We start from the raw sequence: 22,774 nt of genomic DNA on the forward strand, positions 1-22,774 counted from the left end.
TCGATGGAATCAGCTCTATTGGCAATGCAGGATGTAGAAGTGGCATTTTCTATTGGGAAGAAAAGCTATCCTGCGTTGCAGGGCATCTCTTTTCAGGTCCGGGAAAAAGAAGTCTTAGGTATCGTTGGTGAATCCGGTTGTGGAAAGAGTCTCACTTCCTTATCCGTGATGGGACTATTGCCTGGCACGGCCAAGATTACTAAAGGCAAGATTGTATTAGGTGACTCGGATGTGACTCATTTGACGGCGGAGGCCTGGTGTCAGATCAGAGGACAGCAAATATCAATGATCTTTCAGGACCCTATGACAGCCTTGAATCCGTTGGTTCCTATAGGCAAGCAGATTGAGGAGACCGTTCGAATTCATTCGGCTATCTCGAAGAATGAGGCCAAGCAGCGAACTCTCGAAATGATGACTAAAGTTGGTCTCTCTAGAGTGGAGCAATTATATCATGAATATCCTCACCAGCTTTCCGGTGGCATGAGACAAAGAGTCATGATCGCCATGGCGCTCATTTGCGAGCCGCAGCTATTGATTGCCGACGAGCCTACAACAGCTCTGGACGTAACGATTCAAGCACAAATTCTTGATTTGCTTCGGGACATGAACCAAACGACAGGTACTGCGATTATTTTTATATCTCATGATCTAGGAGTCATCCGTGAGGTATGTGATCGAGTGATCGTAATGTATGCCGGATATATCGTAGAGGACGCTCCTGTGGCGGAGCTATTAGAAGCGCCCAAACATCCTTATACCCTCGGATTACTACAGTCGATTCCAGATATAGAGAAGAGGGGCCAACCCTTGCATACGATATCCGGGCGCGTGCCGGCAATTACCGAACGGTCAGCCGGATGCCCATTTGTGGGACGTTGCTCAAGTGCTTCCACTAGATGTGAACGAAGTGTTCCTGATCTTACACCTGTGTCGGATACTCATCGTGTTCGCTGTCATCTGTACTCAGAAGTAGGTGCAGTTATATGACGGAGACTTTACCTTTGGTCCGAGTAGAATCTTTATCGAAACATTACGAAGTATCAAGACAAGGACTGCTGGAAGAAAAACAATATGTTAGAGCCGTGGACGACATTTCTTTTGACATTGGCCATGGGGAGACCTTTGGTTTGGTTGGTGAAAGTGGCTGTGGTAAATCAACAACAGGTCAAATGCTTGTCCATCTGTTACAGCACACAAAGGGGAACATCTACTTTGGAGAACGGGATATTACGAATGTCTCGAAAAATGTGATGAAATCCCTGCGTCAGGAACTACAAATCGTATTCCAAGATCCGTATTCTTCGTTAAATCCAAAAAAACAAATCGGCTGGCTCTTAGAGGAGCCCCTAATTATTCATAAAATTGGTGATAAGACAACGAGACAACAAATTGTAGCGGAAGTGCTGGAACAGGTTGGATTGGACCCAAGCTATCTCAAACGGTACCCTCATGAATTAAGCGGTGGACAAAGGCAGCGGGTAGGGATCGCCTCCGCTTTGGTCTTGAATCCTAAGTTTATCGTGATCGATGAAGCGGTATCCGCCCTGGATGTATCGGTTCAGTCACAAATCCTAAATCTGCTGAAGGAGCTGCAGCATAGACGAGGATTAACCTATCTTTTTATTTCGCATGATCTCAATGTCGTTCAATATATGAGCGATCGGGTAGGCGTTATGTACCTAGGAAAAATAGTGGAAATATTCGATGTCGAGTCAGGTGAAGAGCCCCTTCATCCTTATACCCGGGCTCTATTCTCAGCTATACCCAACGTGAAAGGTGAAAGGAAGGAACGGGTCCTGCTAAAAGGGGATGTTCCTAATCCAATTCATCCGCCGAAGGGGTGTACATTTCACCCGAGATGCCCATTTGCGATGGAGAAGTGTAAGCAGGAGGCGCCCCAATTACACCCGTTTGGATTAAATCATCAAGTTAGCTGTCATTTATATGAGGAGGCGAAGGTTAGCCGATGAAAATAGGTGTTATATCAGATTTACATGTCGATCTAAACGAGCTGCCCGGAGAATCCCTTATTGAGGAGATATTGTTACAAGTAGTACGTTCAAGTGAACTTAATTATCTTATTATAGCTGGAGATATTTCCAATGATGTCGGCCGAAGTCTCGCTGTACTCAACATGCTGCAGGCACAGTCCGGTATCCCTGTTCTGTTCGTTCCAGGGAATCATGATTATTGGAGTAAAGATAACGGAGTGACGGATACATGGGAAATTTACAGACAATTTCAGTCCTTTGCAGGATGCTTGAGTGAAAAGCCGTTTGAGCTAGGGGACGATTGGGTCGTGATCGGAAACTCAGGTTGGTATGATTATACGATGGGTGAGCCGAAATACAGCTTTGAAGATTTTGAGAAAATGCATGCGATGGATCGGACATGGCAGGACAGTATTTATGTCAAATGGGATATGAGCAACCGTGACATTCATCGCTATTTCTATCAACATCTGGAGAATGAACTGGAGAAATACCGTAACAAGAACATCATTATGGTAACGCATATGCTAACTCATCCTTATTTCAAGGCACCTATTGATCACCCGCAGTGGCAGTATTTTAACGCCTTCCTAGGAAGCAATGAGTATACAACACTGTACCACAAATATCAGGTGCGTTATGGAATTATGGGACATGTCCACTACCGTAAAACATATACCGAACAGGAGACAGAGATGATCTGTGCCTGCTTAGGATATCGCAAGGAATGGAGAGGGACAGAAGCAATCAAAGAAATCCAGGATTGTCTGCATATCATATCTCTTTAAGAGCCCTTATTCGATAATAAAAATATAGAAGCTGCCTCTAGTAGAATCTACATGGAGGCAGCTTCTTGTGTGCTGGGGGATTTTATTGAATGAAATCCACCATGGATCGGATGATAAGATGTTCCGCTGAAGAAGGAGAGAATGGCTTACCTTCCTTGCCCCTTGCCTGGAATTGCACAGTGACAGGTTGACCTGGAATTAGGTCAAAAAAGTTGTCGCTAAAGATGCCTTCAGTTTGGGTCGTCAACCATACTCCTCTGGCAAGAACATCACTTTCTAGCGTGTAGATACCATTGGCTTCATCTTCTACTTTGCATGTAATGTTTGCACTTTGAAGTGTACAGTCATTAGTGGGGACAAAATAGTGCATTTTGCGATCCAACACTTGACCGTCTTGTTCCAATGTTGCTCGAAGCACGGCTTCTTGATGGTTACTATTCTCGATCCAATCCGCTTTGGATTCAGATCTAATTAGAGCTGCAGTATTTGGTTCCACACTCAGTGGCTGTTGCACCTTCTTTATCAAACGACCATGGAAGTCAAATAGTTCAAGCACAAGTTTGCAGTTCGTAGGTGTGAGGACATCGGACGCAACATGAACATCTGCACGTTCTGGATCACTTCCGTCAATGGAGACCATGATGTCACACATGCTGTTCTTGATATAATATTGAGCGGCTTTCCAGCGACCATGATAATCGATACTTGCCCAAGAGGCTACCGGCCAGCAATCATTGATTTGCCAGTATAGAGAGCCCATGCAATAAGGCATGTTCCGACGGTGGGCTTCGATCGCTGTCTTCATGGCTTCTGCCTGAAGGATTTGGCTCATGTAGAGGAAGGAGGAGAAATCCTTCGGCTCCGGTAAATACATATCCATGTATTGTTTGATCAGTCGATTGCCGTCATTATTACGTTGGTGGCATAGCATGACAGCAGACTCCAGCTCCATATCAGAAGGTTCGGCATATGTGTATACGGATTTCTCCTCCGGGAAGGATTGGAAGCCGTATTCACTCATGAACCGTCCAACTTTAGCATTGTAATTCTCAAATGGCTCCGCTGCATGCCATACTCCCCAATAATGAATGTCGCCTGTGCTAGACAATGCATGTGAATGCTGATCTTTATTCTCTGTTAAAGCTTGCAGCGGTGAGGAAGGCCAGTAGGCTACATTGTGATGTAACTTGCTTACCGCTTCGGGTAGCAACTGATGGAAGATAGCTTCATAATCAGACCAAATTTGCTCTCGCTGCTGCTCGTTATAATTTTGCTTCCAGCCCCATCCGGCATTCTCGTCAAAATGTGCCCAAGCGGAATCCATCTCGTTGTTACCGCACCATAAGGCGATAGAGGGATGGTTCCGAAGACGTTTGATATTCTCCTCAGCTTCGATCAGAACGTTATGAAGAAAAGCTTCGTCTCCAGGATACATGCTGCAGGCGAACATGAAATCTTGCCATACGAGTATTCCGTATTCATCGCACAATTCATAGAATACATCTTGCTCATAGATGCCACCGCCCCATACGCGAAGCATATTCATGTTGCTCATTGCGGCACTGGCGATTTCGTGCTCGTATCTTTCTTTAGTCACCCGCGAAGCAAAGCTATCATTTGGAATATGGTTAGCGCCTTTGGCGAAGACCGGAACACCATTCAACTCGAAGTAAAAAGAACTACCCTTCTCATCCTTCTTCCGAATGAGGTTGATGGTTCTCAGACCGGTTCGTACAGTCCGTTCTGCGAGAGAATTGCCCGCGTGAGTAAATTCCACTTTGAATTCGTAGAGATGTGGATCTCCTAACCCACGTGACCACCATAATTGGGGGTTAGCTATTTCGAATTCGAGGTTGATGTGGTTGGTTCCCTGTCTGAGATCCACATCTAACTCCCATTCTAAGCTTTTGGCAGACAGTCTAATTAAACCTGAGTAGGCCTGATCGCTCTCTATTTCGATGACAGCAGTCAATTTCGCCAGCTGAGGGGTGACCTCTTTTTGCTCCATGTATAGATCGTTGATCTTCACCTCGGACCAAGCTTCGAGCCGGGCCTCACGCCAAATACCACTCGTGACAAATCGAGGGCCCCAATCCCAGCCGTAATGATAAGGGGCTTTACGCGCAAATACGCTGACCTTTTTATCGGCTAACCCTCCACCTTCCGACTGGTCGTTAGGTGCTGGCAAAGCATAACCCAGAGCTTCGAGTTTCGGTAAGTCCTCAGCAATAGGTGAACGGAAGGTGATGTGAAGGTGATTGTTATGTTGCTGCAATAGGTCCTGCACATCTACTTTCCAAGTACGAAACATATTGTCGGCAGAAAGTATGGCTTTACCGTTTAAAGTAACATCTGCGTAAGTATCGAGTCCTTCAAAAATGAGCTCCACGTGCTGGTGGCTCAGCAGTTGTTCATCGGCATCAAACAGCGCCTCGTATTCCCAGTCCTTCTTGTCGATCCACTGTAAATTTTGTTCATTTATTCCGTAAAAGGGGTCAGCAATAATTCCGTTATCCAGCAAATCAGTATGTACACAGCCGGGTACGGTTGCCTGGAGCCACTCTTGATCATCACATGCTTTAAACTTCCAGTTATTCAGGATTAGCTTCATCGTTGTCATTTCATCCTCCCGTAGTAGTTTGAAGTGACATCATTATACAACGCACCTAAAATAACGTAAACTCAATTTGTAATTATTATGTTCATAATGTAAAGTAAGTGTATATAAAGTGAAAAAATGAAGCGTTTATCATAAATATATCCATTGTTAGTTAACAAAATGAACATTATCTTGTTGGGAGTTGTAAATAGTGAAAAGGAAAATGACTTCGCTGGATATTGCCAACCGCCTTGGATTGTCACGGACCACGGTCTCCAAAGCCTTAAATGGGCATGAGGGAATACCGGATTCGACACGTGAACGAGTGTTAAATGTGGCTGCTGAAATTGGGTATAAACACTATGGGAGAGAGATGTCTCTTGGTGTTGATGGCTCTAAAGCTAAGGCGGTATCCGGTATGCCGGATGCATCTCCAGCGGCATTACGAACGATTGCTCTCCTTATGGATAGGGGGATGGCCCAGCAAGGATATTGGGTAGATGTGCTAAGAGGAGTGGAAGAAGCAGCAAGTCAGAACGATTGCACGATGGTATTACACTTTATTTCACCTCAAGATTGTATGGAATTGAAGATTCCTCATTCTTTGGGTCAAAGAGAAATCGATGGAATCATTGCCGCGGGGTTATTTTCAAAGGATTATGTCAAAGTTTTAACAGCGTTAGGTCTTCCAACGGTACAGATAGATTGCCATGCTGATGTCCACACGAAGGATATGATATGTGATACGGTGATGATGGAGAGTGAGCAAAGTGTATACGAACTTACCAACCATTTAATCTCTCTTGGTCATACCAGAATTGGATTCATTGGTGATATCCAGAATTGCCTTTCATTTCATGAGCGATGGTTTGGTTTCACGCGGGCTTTGATCCATGCTAACTTACCTCTGTTACAGTCATGCTGTGCTATAACACCTGTACCTGGGCACTATTTCGATATTCAGGAGGTTAGTGGTTCATTGGAAGTCATGCCGGAGCTTCCGAGTGCATTCGTATGTGCGAACGATCTGGTTGCTAGACAGGTAAAGAAATGGCTGTTGTCTCAAGGTCTTAGGGTACCTAGAGATGTATCGATAACTGGTTTTGATCTGCTGAGTACTGGAGAGGAATCCGGCGGCGGTAATGAGCTGACATCAGTTAGGGTAAACGGCAGCAATATTGGCGCAAGAGCGTTTGAGCAACTATTATGGCGGGCTCAGCGTAGAAATCGCCCAGCCGAGAATATTCGCCTTGCTTGTTCTGTGGAAATAGGAGACTCAACCTCATTTATAGCTTCAAATCCGAAAGATTGAATTTCTAGCAATCAAAGAAAAAACAAGCCCAGGACAACTGCCCAGGGCTTGTTTTTTGATTGGTTGTTATTCCGTGATTTCAACTGGAATGAGCTTGAATTGAGTGACATCAACCAGCCCACGGTTTGAAATGCGGATTTCGGGAATGACAGGCAGAGCGATCAGTGAGAAGGTCATGAAGGGTGCGTTCATGGAACAACCAAGTGTTCTCCAAGCTTCTTCTAATTGATTAACCTGTGCTACAACGGTCTCCAAAGACTGATCTGATATCAGACCAGCGATGGCCATAGGTACTGCAGCGAGGATCTGACCGTCTAGAACGACGATCATCCCACCACCAAGCTTCGCGAGCTCATTGGCGGCAAAGGCCATATCTTCAGGATTTGTCCCCATAACGATCAGGTTGTGACTATCATGAGCTACGGTTGAGGCAACCGCTCCTCGTTGAAGCTTGAAGCCTCTAGCGAAGGCTAGTGAAATATCGCCCGTTCCCTTATGACGCTCTATGCAGGCCAATTGGATCACATCTGCTTCAAGGTCCGGTTGAATGATCCCACCAGATACCTTAAGCGTTGCAGTCGTCTTGACTGTCCGGGCACTGTTCTCGATAACATCAATAACATGAACCTTTGTTTCTCCTTGTTCTATGTCGCTGGAGAGCAGGAAGTCAGAAGGTTGAAGCGGCCGTGCTAAATGAATGGAATCGAGGGCCTTATCGGGATAGACGTAGGTTGGAAACTGGGCTTTAAGTTCGCCATGATCAAATACAACATCACCATCCGTGATAACCGTTGAGGGTTCCATCTGGCGTAGATCATCGATCAATAGGATGTCGGCACATTTACCAGGTGCTATACCGCCAATGTCGCCATCTAATTTGAAATAGCGAGCTGTATTGATAGTCCCCATTTGAATTGCGGTAATGGGGTCAACGCCTTCCTCGATTGTCCGGTGTACAACATGATTGAGGTGGCCTTTTTCAACCAGTGTTTGTGGGTACGCATCATCTGTTACGAGCATGATGTTGTCGGAGCGTACATGATCCTCAGTCACAACCTTGATGACTTCCTTGACGTCTTGCCAAGCGGAGCCTTCACGAACCATAAGATGCATTCCTAAGCGAAGCTTAAGTAACGCCTGTTCTTTGGTTACAGTTTCATGACATGAGCTTGCGCCACTAGCGATATACGCTTGCAACATGGGCTCATCTTCAGCAGGAAAATGTCCGGTTACGGTCTTGCCTGCTTTCAGAGTTGCTGCGATTTCTCCAGCCATTTTAGGATCGCCATAGACTACACCGGGGAAGTTCATTACTTCACCAAGACCCTCAACGCCGTCCCAAGTCATACCTTCGGTGATATCGGATACTTCTAATGTAGCTCCTGCATCTTCCAAGTCGTCTGTGGCAGGGACACAAGAAGGGAAAGTTGTGTATACCTTAAGAGGGAGTCCGCGTCCTTCCTCGTGCATCCATTTAACACCTTCGGTCCCAAATACGTTAGCGATCTCGTGCGGATCCATGAATATTGCAGTTGTACCTTTAGCTAGCGCGGCTTTGGCGAATTCAGTAACGGTAAGCATCGTGCTCTCAACATGCATATGGGCGTCCATAAGGCCTGGGGCAATAAAGCGCCCAGATGCATCAATAACAGTAGTATTATCTCCGATCGTATGAGAGGCATCTCCGACGAATGCAATTCTTCCTTGGGCTACTGCTACGTCGATGTGGCTCAACAGTTCACCTGAGTATACGTTAACCAATGTTCCGTTCTTAATGACGAGTTCAGCTTTACTTTTTCCTATAGCTACATCAGCTAATACGTTACTGACGTCATATAATGGTTTTCTTTGCTGTGCATTCATAATTTATAAAGGGCCTCCTGTAAATAATATTTAATAAAGGTTAACGTATATATCGTATTAATTCAACAAAAGGCTGTCATCCAAGCAGATATTTCACCTGCTTGGATGACAGCCTTTATGTGGTTAAGATCCCTTATACTCCTTGTGGAGGAGTGATCTTCTCAATAACTTTGTCTACTAGTCCGTACTCTTTTGCTTCTGCTGCACTCATGAAGTAGTCGCGGTCGGTATCCTTCTCGATCCGTTCCAACGGCTGTCCTGTACGCTCTGCCAAGATATGATTCAGCTTGTCGCGCATCTTCAAGATGCGGCGTGCACGAATTTCAATATCTGTCGCTTGTCCTTCGGCTCCGCCGAGTGGTTGGTGAATCATAATTTCACTATTCGGCAGCGCATAACGCTTGCCTGGTGCACCTGCATTTAGCAAGAAAGCTCCCATTGAAGCGGCGAGCCCCACGCAAATTGTGGATACATCAGATTTAATGAACTGCATGGTGTCGTAGATAGCCATACCGGCTGTAATCGAGCCACCAGGGCTGTTGATATAGAGACTGATATCTTTGCCCGGATCTTCCGCATCCAGGAATAGCATTTGAGCAATAATGGAGTTAGCGACTACGTCATTGACCTGGGAGCCGAGGAATATGATTCGGTCTTTAAGCAGTCTGGAATAGATGTCGTAGGCGCGCTCCCCGCGGTTACTTTGTTCGACGACCATTGGAATATAACTCACCGATAAAACCTCCTTAAATTTGGATGAGGCATCGCAGGCCCATTTGTTCAAATGGGAGAATCGCCTGTTGCTCTCCATATCGTATTGAATTAGTCACATCAATCTCATAATAGACGAAATCGATTGATATTATCCTCATCATAAACAAATTCAAACAGAAAGTCAAAGATAGTCAAACTAAGGGTAATAAAAATCCCCTAAACGGGGATGTAGTTTAAATAATATGGCGCGCCCGCGAGGAATCGGACCTCGATCTCAGGCTTCGGAGGCCTGCGTCATATCCATTGGACCACGGGCGCAAATGAAGAGTAGCAAAAATGATTATATGATATTGACATGTAAATTGCAAGCGTTAGTTATAGGTTAGAGCTTATACAAAAACAGGGAAAGGTTAAGAATGACGAGATGAAATTGTAGTACGAGTGTTTTTAATATATTTATAGAAGAAATTTTTTTACTCTCAGATCGCATTCATAATAATAGTAATGATTCAATTGCTGTCTTTTTGTTTAATGTGGGTGAATAACCCAGGAAGGTCATGGAAGCTGGAAGAAAAGGATATTTTAAACTTTTAGATTATAGGCAAAGAGTGCCTTAAACATAGTGAAATAGAAATAAAAAAATGAAGTGTTGAGGGGAAGACAGGGCAGATATAGCAGCCCCTAACTGCAATAACTTTATCTAGATGTATAAGAGGTAAGCAGAATGTGAATTATACGAACGTCAGACTTGCAACAGAGAGAAAAATTGGTTAGAATGTAAGTGGGACTTAAAAAGTTTACCCGGGACATTTAAGGGCCATAAAGAGAAGCAGAGAGAAGACGAAGCTTGCAGGAGTTGAAGGCATGCGTAATATTTTAGAAATGCAACAGCAGCTTCTTCCTGATCTCATGGAAATTCTCAAGAAAAGGTACACCATACTTCACCAGATCATGTTATCTGACGTAATTGGCCGTAGAACTTTGGCAACCTCACTGAACATGACGGAACGTGTGTTACGTGCTGAAACGGATCTCCTGAAGGCTCAAGGCCTGATTGAAATTGAGAATATAGGCATGAGAATCAGCGATTCGGGCAGGACACTGCTGGAGAAACTGGAACCGGTAGTGAAGGATATTTTTGGCCTGGCTAATTTGGAAGAGAAGATTCGTAAGGCCTATGGCCTGCAGAAAGTAGTAGTTATTGCAGGTGATTGTGAGACTTCGCCACTTATCAAGCGTGAGCTTGGGCGGGCAGGAGCGAAGGCGCTATTACGAGTGATGCAAGATGGTGACGTTGTTGCCGTTACTGGCGGTTCAACAATGGCAGAGGTCGCAGAACAATTAACACCTTCGGCTAATGCAGTGCTGAAACAAAGCTGGTTCGTACCGGCAAGAGGCGGACTCGGCGAAAGTCTTGAGATTCAGGCCAACACGATTGCTTCCGGAATGGCAAAGAGACTTGGGGCAGGCTATAGTCTGCTACATGTACCCGATTTGTTAGGGAAGGAAGCCTATCAGTCGCTTGTGCACGATCCAAATATCCATGATATTGTGGGCATGATCCGTAAAGCTAGAATCGTAGTTCACGGTATCGGAGACGCCATGGAAATGGCACGACGTCGTAAGATGGAGTTGCCGATGGTTGAGGATTTGCAGAAGGATGGCGCTTTGGCGGAATCATTTGGCTACTATTTTGACGAAGAAGGCGTTGTGGTTCACAAAATGCTGACCCTGGGACTCCGGTTGGAAGACATCATGAAGACTGACATCGTTATTGGAATCGCAGGCGGCAAGAGTAAAGCGAAGGCGATTCATGCCGTACTGAAGTTCGGTCATGAAGGCATTCTTGTCACTGATGAAGCAGCAGCGATGGAAATCGTCAGTGAACTGGAGAACAAGAACAGACAGCAAGAGCACAATGCAATGTGATATTTTTTGATACAATTATTGTTTACTACCGTTTACTCACGGCGGGCTATTCGGTCTGTCTTGAATAATAAAAAAAATGAACATTTGGGAGGAACTATTCAATGAGTATTAAAGTTGGTATTAACGGTTTCGGACGTATTGGACGACTTGCTTTCCGTCGTATTCAAAACGTGGAAGGTATCGAAGTAGTAGCTATTAATGACCTGACTGACGCTAAAATGTTGGCTCATTTGTTGAAATATGATACAACTCAAGGTAAATTTGACGGCGAAGTTGAAGTTCATGACGGATTCTTCAAAGTAAATGGCAAAGAAGTTAAGGTTATTGCTAACCGTAACCCTGAAGAATTGCCATGGGGCGAGCTTGGCGTAGACATCGTACTAGAGTGCACAGGTTTCTTCACAACTAAAGAAGCTGCTGAGAAACACATCAAAGCTGGCGCTAAAAAAGTTGTTATCTCCGCACCTGCTACAGGCGACATGAAAACTGTTGTTTACAACGTTAACCATGACGTTCTTGATGGTACTGAAACAGTTATCTCTGGCGCATCTTGCACAACAAACTGCTTGGCTCCAATGGCAAAAGTTCTTCAAGATCAATTCGGTATCGTTGAAGGCTTGATGACTACAATCCACGCTTACACTGGCGACCAAAATACTTTGGATGCTCCACACGGCAAAGGTGACTTCCGTCGTGCTCGTGCAGCAGCTGAGAACATCATTCCTAACACAACTGGTGCTGCAAAAGCAATCGGTCTTGTTATCCCTGAATTGAAAGGCAAACTTGACGGTGCAGCTCAACGTGTGCCTGTAGCTACAGGTTCTTTGACTGAGTTGGTAACTGTTCTTGAGAAGAACGTAACTGTTGATGAAATCAACGCAGCAATGAAAGCAGCTTCCGATCCTGAAACTTTTGGATATACTGAAGATGAAATCGTATCTTCCGATATCAAAGGTATCACTTTTGGTTCCCTGTTTGATGCAACTCAAACTAAAGTATTGACTGTTGGCGACAAACAATTGGTTAAAACAGTTGCTTGGTATGACAATGAAATGTCCTACACAGCTCAATTGGTTCGTACTTTGGAATTGTTTGCAAAAATCGCTAAGTAATATTTTGAAATTCAAACAAGGCAATCAAAGAGGAGCACCCTTACCCAAGGACTCCTCTTTGGTTCATGCTTAAGACTATATATAGCTTCAAATCGACATTCACACACAAATGTTTGATATATAGAGATAATGTTTTTCTTAGGAGAGAAACAATAAATATGGATAAGCGCAGTCCTTTATATAAAGAGACGCGCACCTAACATTAGGAGGAACGTGGGGATGAACAAGAAGAGTGTACGTGATGTAGAAGTAACTGGTAAACGCGTATTTGTCCGCGTTGATTTCAATGTACCGATGCAAGATGGAGCAATTACGGACGACACTCGGATTCGTGAGACGCTTCCAACGATCAAATACTTGATCGAAAATGGAGCAAAGGTCATTTTGGCGAGCCACTTGGGACGTCCAAAAGGTCAAGTGAATGAATCCATGCGTTTGACTTTGGCAGCTGAGCGTTTGGCTGAGTTACTTGGCAAACCTGTAGCTAAAGCAGATGAAGCAATTGGTGAAGAAGCTAAAGCGAAAGTAGCAGCTTTGAACAATGGCGACGTGCTTGTACTTGAAAATGTTCGTTTCTATCCAGGTGAAGAGAAGAATGATCCAGAACTCGCGAAACAATTCGCTGAGCTTGCTGATTTGTTCGTGAACGATGCTTTTGGCGCCGCTCACCGTGCACATGCTTCGACTGAAGGTATCGCTCACTTCTTACCAGCGGTATCTGGCCTATTGATGGAGAAAGAATTGTCTGTACTTGGCAAAGCATTGTCAACTCCAGACCGTCCTTTCACTGCAATCATTGGTGGTTCCAAAGTTAAGGACAAAATCGATGTTATCGACAACCTACTTAACATTGCTGACAATGTATTGATCGGCGGAGGTCTTGCTTACACATTCTTCAAAGCTCAAGGGTATGAAATTGGGCAATCCTTGCTTGATGATACGAAGCTAGATGCATCTCTAGGCTTCATCGAGAAAGCAAAGAAACTAGGTAAAAACTTCGTGCTTCCTGTTGACGTTGTTGTCGCTGATGACTTCAGTGCGTCTGCTAATCATAAAGAAGTTGACATCGACAGCATTCCTGCTGACTGGGAAGGCGTAGACATCGGACCGAAGACTCGTGCTATGTACGCTGATATCATTAAGAATTCGAAATTGGTTGTTTGGAACGGACCAATGGGCGTATTCGAAATTGATATTTTTGCGAACGGTACGCATGAAGTAGCTAAAGCTTGCGCTACTACAGAAGGTTACACAATTATCGGTGGCGGTGATTCCGCAGCTGCTGCAGAGAAATTCCACTTGGCTGAGCAAATGGATCACATTTCCACAGGTGGCGGAGCTTCCTTGGAATTCATGGAAGGTAAGGCACTTCCAGGCGTTGAAGCTTTGAACGACAAGTAAGAATTAATTATTGGGAACATAGAAGGAGTGAGCCGCATGAGAACACCAATTATTGCAGGAAACTGGAAGATGTTCAAAACCGTTTCCGAAGCGAAGGAATTTTTCGAAGCGGTGAAAGGTAAAGCAGAAGTTGACGGAGTAGAGAGCGTCATCTGTGCACCATTCACTAACCTTCCAGCTTTGGTTGAAGCAGCTAAAGGGACGTCAATCAAAATTGGCGCTCAAAACCTGCACTTCGAAGATGAGGGTGCATTCACCGGAGAAATTAGCGGGGGAATGTTGAAAGAACTAGGCGTGGACTACGTTATCATTGGTCACTCCGAGCGTCGTGCTTACTTTGGCGAAACGGATGAAATTGTTAACAAAAAAGTTCATGCTGCATTCAAACACGGTTTGACTCCGATCCCATGCGTGGGTGAGAAGCTTGAAGAACGTGAAGCAGGTCAAACGAAAGATGTCGTGAAAGTGCAAACAGAAGCGGCTCTTAAAGGTTTGACTCCTGAGCAAGCGGCTCAAGTTGTTATTGCTTACGAGCCAATTTGGGCAATCGGTACTGGCAAATCTTCTACTTCGCAAGATGCGAATGAAGTTATTGCTTATATCCGTAGTCTCGTTAAAGATTTGTACAGCAATGACGTGGCAGACAAAGTACGCATTCAATATGGCGGTAGTGTAAAACCTGAGAATGTAAAAGAGTATATGGGACAAAGCGACATTGATGGCGCACTAGTTGGTGGAGCCAGTCTGCAACCTGTATCTTATACTCAGTTGGTTGAGGGGGCAAAGTAAGATGACTGCTCCTAAACCTGTAGCACTGATCATCATGGACGGATTCGGACTTCGGAATACAGTAGAAGGAAACGCGGTAGCACAAGCTAATAAGCCAAACTACGATCGTTACCTGAAACAATATCCGAATACGACTTTGACCGCTTGCGGCGAGGCAGTAGGTCTTCCGGAAGGTCAAATGGGTAACTCTGAAGTAGGTCACTTGAACATTGGTGCCGGCCGCATCGTGTATCAAGATCTTACTCGGATTTCCAAATCCATCCGCGAAGGTGATTTCTTCCAGAACCAAACGTTGGTTGAAGCCGTTCGCAACGCGAAACAAAACGGTAAGAAACTTCATTTGTATGGTTTGCTGTCTGATGGCGGCGTTCATAGTCATATCGATCACTTATTCGCGATGCTTGACCTTGCTAAGAAGGAAGAGCTAAACGATGTATATATCCATGCGTTCCTGGATGGCCGCGACGTGGCTCCAGATAGTGCAAAAGGATTCATCGAGCGATTGATCGCTAAGATCGAAGAAGTTGGCGTAGGTAAAATTGCTACAGTCCAAGGACGTTACTATGCTATGGACCGTGACAAGCGTTGGGAGCGCGTCGAGAAATCGTACCGCGCGATGGTATACGGCGAAGGCCCTAAATATACCGATCCAATTGTAGCTGTTACGGAATCATATGAGAAATCGGTATTTGACGAATTCGTTATGCCGACCGTAATTGTTGATGGACATGATCAACCAGTTGCTTTAGTTGAGTCTGGTGATTCGGTAGTCTTCCTTAACTTCCGCCCTGACCGCGCTATTCAATTGTCGAACGTGTTCACGAACAAAGACTTCCGTGGTTTTGATCGTGGCCCTAAATTCCCAGAAGGATTACATTTCGTTTGCTTGACTCTGTTCGCAGAGACGGTTGATGGTTATGTAGCTTATGAACCTAAGAACTTGGATAACACATTTGGTGAAGTGCTTGTTCAAAATGGTAAAAAGCAGCTTCGGATTGCGGAAACTGAGAAGTACCCACATGTTACTTTCTTCTTCAGTGGAGGACGTGATGTTGAGCTTCCGGGTGAAACACGGATCCTGATTAATTCACCGAAGGTTGCTACGTATGACTTGCAACCTGAGATGAGTGCTTATGAAGTGGCAGAGGCTTGTGTGAAGGAGATTGAGGCTGATAAACATGATGCCATCATTCTTAACTTTGCCAATCCGGACATGGTAGGACATTCCGGTATGCTGGAGCCAACGAAAAAAGCAGTAGAAGTAACCGACGAATGTGTTGGTAAAGTTGTAGACGCTGTAACTGCTAAAGGCGGAGTTGTTATCATTATCGCTGATCACGGTAATGCCGACATGGTATTCGATGAGAATGGCCGTCCATTTACTGCACACACAACGAACCCAGTACCATTTATCTTGACGGACGAGAACGTTGTGCTTCGCGAAAGCGGAATTCTTGCTGACGTGGCTCCAACGCTTCTTGATCTGATGGGATTGCCAAAACCAGCTGAAATGACGGGTACATCTATGATTGCTAGTCGTAAAGCGTAATATCTTTACTTGATTCGAACTTAGCTAAGTTTAACATCACAAATTTATGACCATAAAAGGAGACTATACAATGACTATTATTTCTGACGTATATGCTCGCGAAGTCCTTGACTCTCGCGGTAACCCAACTGTAGAAGTTGAAGTATATCTGGAGTCCGGTGCAATCGGACGTGCAATCGTTCCTTCCGGTGCATCCACTGGTGCCCACGAAGCAGTTGAGCTTCGTGATGGTGACAAATCCCGTTACCTTGGAAAAGGTGTACTTAAAGCCGTTGAGAACGTGAACGAAATTATCGCTCCTGAAGTTATTGGTATGGACGCACTAGACCAAATCGGCATCGACAAATTGATGATCGCTTTGGATGGTACTCATAACAAAGGTAAATTGGGTGCGAACGCTATTCTTGCAGTATCCATGGCAGTAGCTCGTGCAGCTGCTGACGCTTTGGATCTTCCATTGTACGTATACCTTGGCGGATTCAACGCTAAAGCTCTTCCAGTACCAATGATGAACATCATCAACGGTGGTGAGCATGCTGACAACAACATCGACGTTCAAGAATTTATGGTTCTTCCTGTAGGCGCTCCTAGCTTCAAAGAAGCTCTTCGTACAGGCGCAGAAATCTTCCACAACTTGAAATCCGTACTTCAATCCAAAGGCCTGAACACAGCTGTAGGTGATGAAGGTGGTTTCGCACCGAACCTTGGTTCGAACGAAGAAGCAATCACTACAATCATCGAAGCGATCGAAAAAGCTGGTTACAAACCAGGTGTTGACGTATTCTTGGGTATGGACGTTGCTTCCACTGAGTTCTACAAAGACGGTAAATACACACTTGCTGGTGAAGGTAAATCTTACACTTCAGCTGAGTATGTTGACCTTCTTGCTTCATGGGTTGAGAAATATCCAATCATTACAATCGAAGACGGTATGTCCGAAGACGACTGGGAAGGTTGGAAATTGCTTACTGAAAAATTGGGCGACAAAGTCCAATTGGTTGGTGACGACTTGTTCGTTACAAACACTGAGCGTCTTGCAACAGGTATCGAAAAAGGTATCGGTAACTCCATCTTGGTTAAGGTTAACCAAATTGGTACATTGACTGAAACTTTCGATGCTATCGAAATGGCTAAACGCGCTGGTTACACAGCAGTTATCTCTCACCGTTCTGGTGAATCCGAAGATAGCACAATCGCTGACATCGCAGTTGCGACTAATGCTGGTCAAATCAAAACAGGTGCTCCTTCCCGTACAGACCGTGTTGCAAAATACAACCAATTGCTTCGCATCGAAGATCAATTGGGAGATCTTGCTCAATATAACGGCTTGAAATCTTTCTACAACTTGAAACGTTCATAATTCGAACGCTTTAGCTTATAACCCGGCCGCTATATGCAGCCGGGTTATTCTTTTATTGGTATGACTATCGTAGTAAATCTTCTCCAAATTGATGGAATAAGGTTGTTATTCCAAGGTGGACATGGTACAATAATAATGCTGTTTTTGTATAGTTTAATGATTAAATGAATGCAATAGATTAAGTAAGTTCCGTCTTAGGAGGTGGATTGAATGGATATCTTTTTGAAAGTGTTGCTCATTATTTTCTCTATCGGTCTGATTGCGGTGGTTCTACTGCAGAAAGGGAAGAGCGCGGGTCTTTCCGGTGCCATCTCCGGAGGGGCGGAACATCTTTTTGGCAAATCAAAAGCACGTGGCATGGAACTCGTCCTGGAACGAGTAACGGTAGGTTTAGCTGCTGGCTTCTTTATCTTGTCGATCGTTGTTGCTATTGTATTGGAATAGTATTAAGAAAAAAGGCTCTCGTTTCATATGAAACGAGGGCCTTTTTGTTGTTTTGTTTATCATACCCAGCATATGTTGATATATAGATATTGAGGTCAGTTCGTAGTGTCAAAAGAATCTTTGTGATGATCTGCCCTGGGTCATTCTGACCGAAACGGATGTGAAGGGTTAATTTCGTGTATACTAAGGGTATAAACGAGGGGTAATTCATGGAAAAAATTAATACAAAATTCATACTGGCTTGTCAGACAAGTCGGCCGAGGTGAGACCATGATTAATGAAACAGAACTTTTGTCTTTCATGCGGGAGACCGCTTATAAACCAATGACGTATCAAGAGCTCGAAGAACACTTTCAAATCTCAGATGCTGTGGATTTTAAAGAGTTTCTCAAGCTATTAACACGCTTGGAACAAGAGGGACAAATTATATTAACAAGAACTCAGCGCTACGGCGTACCTGAACGGATGGACCTAGTACGTGGGCGTTTGCAGGCTCATGCCAAAGGTTTCGCATTTTTAATTCCCGAGAATAAAGAACATCCTGATGTTTATATTCATGCGAATGATTTGAAGAGTGCCATGAATGGGGACATCGTATTCGTGCGTGTAAGTTCCAAGAGCGTCGGAGGTGGCAAGCTAGAAGGGGAAGTCGTCCGGATTATTACTCGGGCGGTGACGCAGATCGTAGGTGTATTCCAACATCACGAATCTTATGGGTTTGTTGTACCGGATGATAAGCGGATTAATCGGGATATATTTGTCCCGAGTGAAGCCTTTCAAGGCGCAGTGGACGGGGACAAGGTTGTTGTTCGCATTGTAGAGTATCCCGAGGGACGGGCTGCGGCGCAAGGCGAAGTTGTCGAGATTTTGGGTCATAAGGATGATCCAGGGGTAGATATTTTATCGATTATTCGTAAGCATCAATTACCTGAGGCCTTTCCAGAGGAAGTAATGGAAGAGGCGATAGCTGCACCTGATGTCATTGATGAAGCAGAGATCGCTAAGCAGGGACGGCGAGATTTACGTGATAAGGTCATCGTGACGATTGATGGTGAAGATGCAAAAGACTTGGATGATGCGGTGCATATTGAGAAAATGCCAAACGGTAATATTCGATTGGGCGTTCATATCGCCGATGTAGGATATTATGTTCGCGAGAAATCGGAACTGGATCAGGAAGCCTACAACCGTGGTTGCAGTGTTTATTTGGTAGACCGAGTCATTCCGATGTTGCCTCATCGGTTGTCTAACGGCATATGCTCATTGAACCCGAAGGTGGATCGCTTCACGTTGTCGTGTGAGATGGAATTTGACGAAGACATGAAAGTAGTAAACCATGATGTCTTTACAAGTGTGATTCGGACGAAAGAACGGATGACCTATACGAATGTGCGCAAAATATTGCAGAATGAGGACCCCGAGGTCACAGAGCGCTACAGTGATCTAGTTGATATGTTTAAGCAGATGGAAGAGCTAGCGCTGAGACTACGCGGGAACCGGATGCGGCGCGGCGCTGTCGATTTTGACTTTGTAGAATCGAAGGTCATCGTGGACGAGAACGGTAAAGCAGTAGATATTGTGAAACGAGAACGTTCAATTGCTGAGCAGATTATTGAAGAATTTATGCTTGCAGCGAATGAAACGGTGGCAGAGCATTTCCATTGGCTGAAGGTACCCTTTATTTATCGGATTCATGAGGACCCAGATCAGGAGAAACTAATTAACTTTATGGCGTTTGCGGCCAATTTTGGTTATAAGGTGAAGGGCGGTAAAGGCGATAAGGTGCATCCAAGAGCGCTTCAGAAGCTATTGGAGGATATACAGGGTACCAAGGAGCAAACCGTTCTTAGTACCATGATGTTACGTTCGATGAAGCAGGCGAAATATGATGCGGAGAGTACGGGACACTTTGGTCTTGCGGCGGAGTTCTATACTCACTTTACTTCACCTATTCGCCGTTATCCTGATTTAGTTATCCACCGGGTTATTCGCGAAGTGATCGAAAGTAACGGTGTACTTAGCCAGAAACGGCAGGAATATCTGGCCAGTCGCATGGGAGATATTGCGCAGCAATCCTCTGAGCGCGAGCGGGTTGCCGTAGAGGCAGAGCGTGATACGGAGCAACTGAAGAAAGCGGAGTTCATGCTCGATAAAGTCGGTGAAGAATTTACCGGCATGATCAGCAGTGTAACGAGCTTTGGGATGTTCATTGAGCTGGATAACACGGTTGAAGGGTTGATCCGTCTCAGTGCGATGACTGATGATTATTACCATTTCCATGAGCAGCACATGGCATTGGTCGGTGAGCGTACATCGAAGATTTATCGAATCGGCGATGAGGTGAAGATTCGTGTCGCACGCGTGAACATGGATGATCATACGATTGACTTTGAAATGGTGGATATGAAGCCACACCGTCGTGAGGGTGGATTTGAGGGTAGCTATGGGCGCAGCGGAGGTTATGTTGGGGGGCGTCCTGGTGGAAAATCGGGCAAGGCTGGCGCTAAAGCTGGTAAAGCGGCTGCCAAGGCAGGTAAGTCCGGTAAGGCTGGAAAATATGGTAAAGCCGAACGAGGTAGTAAGCCAGGCGATAGTGGCAAGGGTGGTAAAGCTGTGCCAGGTGGAAACGGCGGCAAGTTCAGCAAAGCTAGACCTGAAGGAAAGAGTGGCAAACCGGGTAAAGGTGGAGCCATTAGAGTTGACGGCGTAGATATTTCTACGGCGGAAGTTAAGGGCAGAGCCGATGTTAATGGCGGCGCAGTTAGTAGTAAGCGCGGTAAGCGGAGCGGAGCCGGTAGAGCGGGGCGGTCGGCAGAGCCTGCGTTGCCGACAGTGACCTTTGGCTTTGGTTCGGGCAAAGGCGGCTACGCCTCAGGCCCGGCGACACTCAGCCGCGGCGGCAATAGCCCGGCCGGCGGCTCTGGTGGTGGAGGCGGCCGGCGGAAGAAGACCTCGCCGAGCGGGATCTTTATTGGCGGAGGCGCAAGCAACGTCGCCGAAGGTGCAACAACGCCAGCGCGAAAGAAGCGCAAGGGCGGCAAGGGCAAAGGCGACGGGAACGGCGCTACGCCTAAGGAGTAACAAGCGATTTATCTGAAGCATTAGGAGATATCGGTAATTTGGGGCCTAGGTAACAAGGCTCTGAATTACCGATATCTTTTATGGAGCAAAACCAAACCTAGCGCTTGACCTCAATCGAAAAATGATCACCAATCGTTGTGAAGCCCTACCCTTACGAGCCAATGTGAACCACTGTAACGAATCTCAGCGACCTTATTTGCAGTTTATTTGATTGTTATGGATTTTAACGAAACCAGCAGGCGTTATTTCATCATTACTCTTACATGAGAACATCATTTGGAAGAAATAAGGTCTTTCTGTTTCGTTAGAATTTTAATGGCCCCCAAAACTTAAAATAAAGGTTACTACTTTCGTTAGATTATTGTCTGAAGTAGTGAAGTGCGCTCGTTCCTTGATTTTGCACTACATAGTTGATACAATAAATTTCTGATATGCTGGAGCACAGAGCTTGGTAAAGGATCGTTTAAGAGGAGGATGAACATGGCGAAGAAGAATGATGGGAATAAGGTATTGGCGCAGAATAAGAAAGCTTCCCATGACTACTTTATCGAAGACACCTTTGAAGCAGGCATGGTGCTGACGGGTACGGAGATCAAATCGATCCGTAATGCCAGAGTTAATATCGGAGATGCTTTTGCCACGATTCGTAATGGTGAGATTCACATTCATAACATGCACATCAGTCCGTTCGAGCAGGGAAATCGGAGCAATCCGTCGGATCCAACTCGTACGCGGAAGCTGCTGATGCACAAGGTTCAGATCCACAAGTTACTTGGTTTATCCAAGCAAGAGGGATACTCCATCGTGCCGCTCAAGATTTACATCCGTAATGGTTATGCTAAGCTGTTGTTAGGTCTTGGTAAAGGGAAGAAACAGTACGACAAACGTGAGACTGCAGCCAAACGGGATGCTCAGCGTGATATCCAACGTGTTCTGCGTGAGAAGCAAAAAGTGGCACGGTAGGTTGAAACTGCTCGGAGCTGTTCAGATTGCCTCATTTTCCAACAACTCTACAGACATTAGGTTTCGAAGATGTGGTATACTGATTAATGTAAGTTATGTAACAATAGATCACCTTGCTTGACGATCTGATCAATCCAGAACCCTTTTTATTAAGGGGGCGTTCTTTGGATTCGACGGGGGTAGTTCGAGCAGGGGTAGCGGGTAGTGGGGACGCGTCCGCTTTATCAACGCTAAAGCCTATTAAACGGCAAACAACAAAACAACTACGCATTAGCAGCCTAAGAAACTGTTAGCGTGCTCCTACCCAGCATCGCCCATGTGACTGGACTAGGGGCTAACATGTAGTGGGATACGCTGTCTCATCTCCGCCTGCGGTGAGCTGAAGAAGATAATCAGGCTGACCCAACGTATAGCCGGTTACGGGGCGATACTCGGGTGACATCAAAACCGTGACTACACCCGTAGACACCTTTGTGGCGTTGCCTTCGGACAGGGGTTCGACTCCCCTCGCCTCCATTTGGAGCACATAGAAAAGACACCCGAGAGGGTGTTTTTTTATGTTGATTTTACAAGACACGATAGGGCCTCGAAGTAATCTTCAGGTGGATTAAGTAAAATTTAAATGTCCCTGTTCACTTTGGCACAACGAAGAATGCAGTATTTAATCAATTGTTTTCTGCACTCAAGTCGTACTTCCCGATCGTACGGAGCAGTTTGCCCAGTACAAAACGCAGCATGACCCTTCCGGACTTGCGAGAGTCCGTAATATTCGTCAGATTCAGCTTAATATAACGGAAGAAATACTTCTAAAAGATGAATTATTTAGTACTAGGGAGGTAAGAGGCATTGTAGTTAGTGAACTGATGCCACATTTTATCC

At 45.2% G+C, this 22,774-nt stretch carries 16 protein-coding genes, 1 tRNA gene and 1 other RNA gene; 14 read left to right on the top strand and 4 right to left on the bottom strand.

Annotated elements, in window-relative coordinates:
- The first annotated feature begins 3 nt into the window (after positions 1-3).
- Genes IEW05_RS21240 through IEW05_RS21250 form a run of 3 tightly spaced genes read left to right on the top strand, consistent with a single transcriptional unit; the run spans position 4 to position 2,779 of the window.
- Positions 4-987, top strand: coding sequence for an ABC transporter ATP-binding protein (locus IEW05_RS21240; RefSeq protein ID WP_188541869.1), 984 nt, complete (start codon positions 4-6; stop codon positions 985-987).
- Positions 984-1,970, top strand: coding sequence for an ABC transporter ATP-binding protein (locus IEW05_RS21245; protein WP_188541870.1), 987 nt, complete (start codon positions 984-986; stop codon positions 1,968-1,970). Before IEW05_RS21240 ends, IEW05_RS21245 begins: the two co-directional genes overlap by 4 nt.
- Positions 1,967-2,779 (top strand): metallophosphoesterase, encoded by an 813-nt coding sequence (locus tag IEW05_RS21250; protein ID WP_188541871.1) that lies wholly within the window; start codon positions 1,967-1,969, stop codon positions 2,777-2,779. The genes IEW05_RS21245 and IEW05_RS21250 overlap by 4 nt, the downstream gene beginning before the upstream one ends.
- A gap of 82 nt (positions 2,780-2,861) precedes the next feature.
- Here the strand turns inward: IEW05_RS21250 and IEW05_RS21255 are convergent, their stop codons facing one another.
- Positions 2,862-5,399, bottom strand: coding sequence for a beta-mannosidase (locus tag IEW05_RS21255; protein WP_188541872.1), 2,538 nt, complete (start codon positions 5,397-5,399; stop codon positions 2,862-2,864).
- A 190-nt stretch (positions 5,400-5,589) separates the two neighbouring features.
- Between IEW05_RS21255 and IEW05_RS21260 the strand changes: the two genes are divergently transcribed.
- Entirely contained in the window at positions 5,590-6,690 is a 1,101-nt protein-coding gene (locus IEW05_RS21260) for a LacI family DNA-binding transcriptional regulator (RefSeq protein ID WP_188541873.1), read from the top strand.
- A 66-nt stretch (positions 6,691-6,756) separates the two neighbouring features.
- On the opposite strand, the gene ade is transcribed toward IEW05_RS21260, so the two are convergent.
- From ade to IEW05_RS21275, 3 genes are all read right to left on the bottom strand, one after another.
- The gene (gene ade / locus IEW05_RS21265; protein ID WP_188541874.1) at positions 6,757-8,553 is read right to left on the bottom strand and encodes an adenine deaminase; all 1,797 of its coding nucleotides are present in this window, start codon (positions 8,551-8,553) and stop codon (positions 6,757-6,759) included.
- Between the two features lie 133 nt (positions 8,554-8,686).
- Positions 8,687-9,286 (bottom strand): ATP-dependent Clp endopeptidase proteolytic subunit ClpP, encoded by a 600-nt coding sequence (gene clpP, locus IEW05_RS21270; protein ID WP_188541875.1) that lies wholly within the window; start codon positions 9,284-9,286, stop codon positions 8,687-8,689.
- Between the two features lie 224 nt (positions 9,287-9,510).
- Positions 9,511-9,585: transfer RNA gene (locus tag IEW05_RS21275), tRNA-Arg, on the bottom strand.
- A 546-nt stretch (positions 9,586-10,131) separates the two neighbouring features.
- Between IEW05_RS21275 and IEW05_RS21280 the strand changes: the two genes are divergently transcribed.
- The 10 genes from IEW05_RS21280 to ssrA all read left to right on the top strand — a co-directional run bounded on the left by IEW05_RS21280 (position 10,132) and on the right by ssrA (position 22,414).
- Positions 10,132-11,196 (top strand): sugar-binding transcriptional regulator, encoded by a 1,065-nt coding sequence (locus IEW05_RS21280; protein WP_188541876.1) that lies wholly within the window; start codon positions 10,132-10,134, stop codon positions 11,194-11,196.
- Positions 11,197-11,297: 101 nt separating this feature from the next.
- The gene (gap, locus tag IEW05_RS21285) at positions 11,298-12,308 is read left to right on the top strand and encodes a type I glyceraldehyde-3-phosphate dehydrogenase (protein WP_188541877.1); all 1,011 of its coding nucleotides are present in this window, start codon (positions 11,298-11,300) and stop codon (positions 12,306-12,308) included.
- Between the two features lie 219 nt (positions 12,309-12,527).
- Positions 12,528-13,709, top strand: coding sequence for a phosphoglycerate kinase (locus IEW05_RS21290; RefSeq protein ID WP_188541878.1), 1,182 nt, complete (start codon positions 12,528-12,530; stop codon positions 13,707-13,709).
- Positions 13,710-13,745: 36 nt separating this feature from the next.
- Positions 13,746-14,498: a triose-phosphate isomerase gene (tpiA, locus tag IEW05_RS21295; protein ID WP_188541879.1), complete on the top strand. Its 753-nt coding sequence runs from the start codon at positions 13,746-13,748 to the stop codon at positions 14,496-14,498.
- 1 nt (position 14,499) lies between these two features.
- Positions 14,500-16,047, top strand: a complete 1,548-nt coding sequence (gene gpmI, locus IEW05_RS21300; RefSeq protein ID WP_188541880.1) for a 2,3-bisphosphoglycerate-independent phosphoglycerate mutase — start codon at positions 14,500-14,502, stop codon at positions 16,045-16,047.
- A gap of 70 nt (positions 16,048-16,117) precedes the next feature.
- Positions 16,118-17,407 (top strand): phosphopyruvate hydratase, encoded by a 1,290-nt coding sequence (gene eno / locus IEW05_RS21305; RefSeq protein WP_188541881.1) that lies wholly within the window; start codon positions 16,118-16,120, stop codon positions 17,405-17,407.
- A gap of 210 nt (positions 17,408-17,617) precedes the next feature.
- Positions 17,618-17,851, top strand: coding sequence for a preprotein translocase subunit SecG (gene secG / locus IEW05_RS21310; protein WP_188541882.1), 234 nt, complete (start codon positions 17,618-17,620; stop codon positions 17,849-17,851).
- A 270-nt stretch (positions 17,852-18,121) separates the two neighbouring features.
- Positions 18,122-20,932, top strand: coding sequence for a ribonuclease R (gene rnr, locus IEW05_RS21315; protein ID WP_188541883.1), 2,811 nt, complete (start codon positions 18,122-18,124; stop codon positions 20,930-20,932).
- Between the two features lie 480 nt (positions 20,933-21,412).
- Positions 21,413-21,895: an SsrA-binding protein SmpB gene (gene smpB, locus IEW05_RS21320; protein ID WP_188541884.1), complete on the top strand. Its 483-nt coding sequence runs from the start codon at positions 21,413-21,415 to the stop codon at positions 21,893-21,895.
- 153 nt (positions 21,896-22,048) lie between these two features.
- Positions 22,049-22,414, top strand: a transfer-messenger RNA (tmRNA) gene (ssrA, locus tag IEW05_RS21325).
- Positions 22,415-22,774 lie beyond the last annotated feature (360 nt).

This window comes from Paenibacillus segetis (assembly GCF_014639155.1).
Lineage (GTDB): Bacteria > Bacillota > Bacilli > Paenibacillales > Paenibacillaceae > Fontibacillus > Fontibacillus segetis.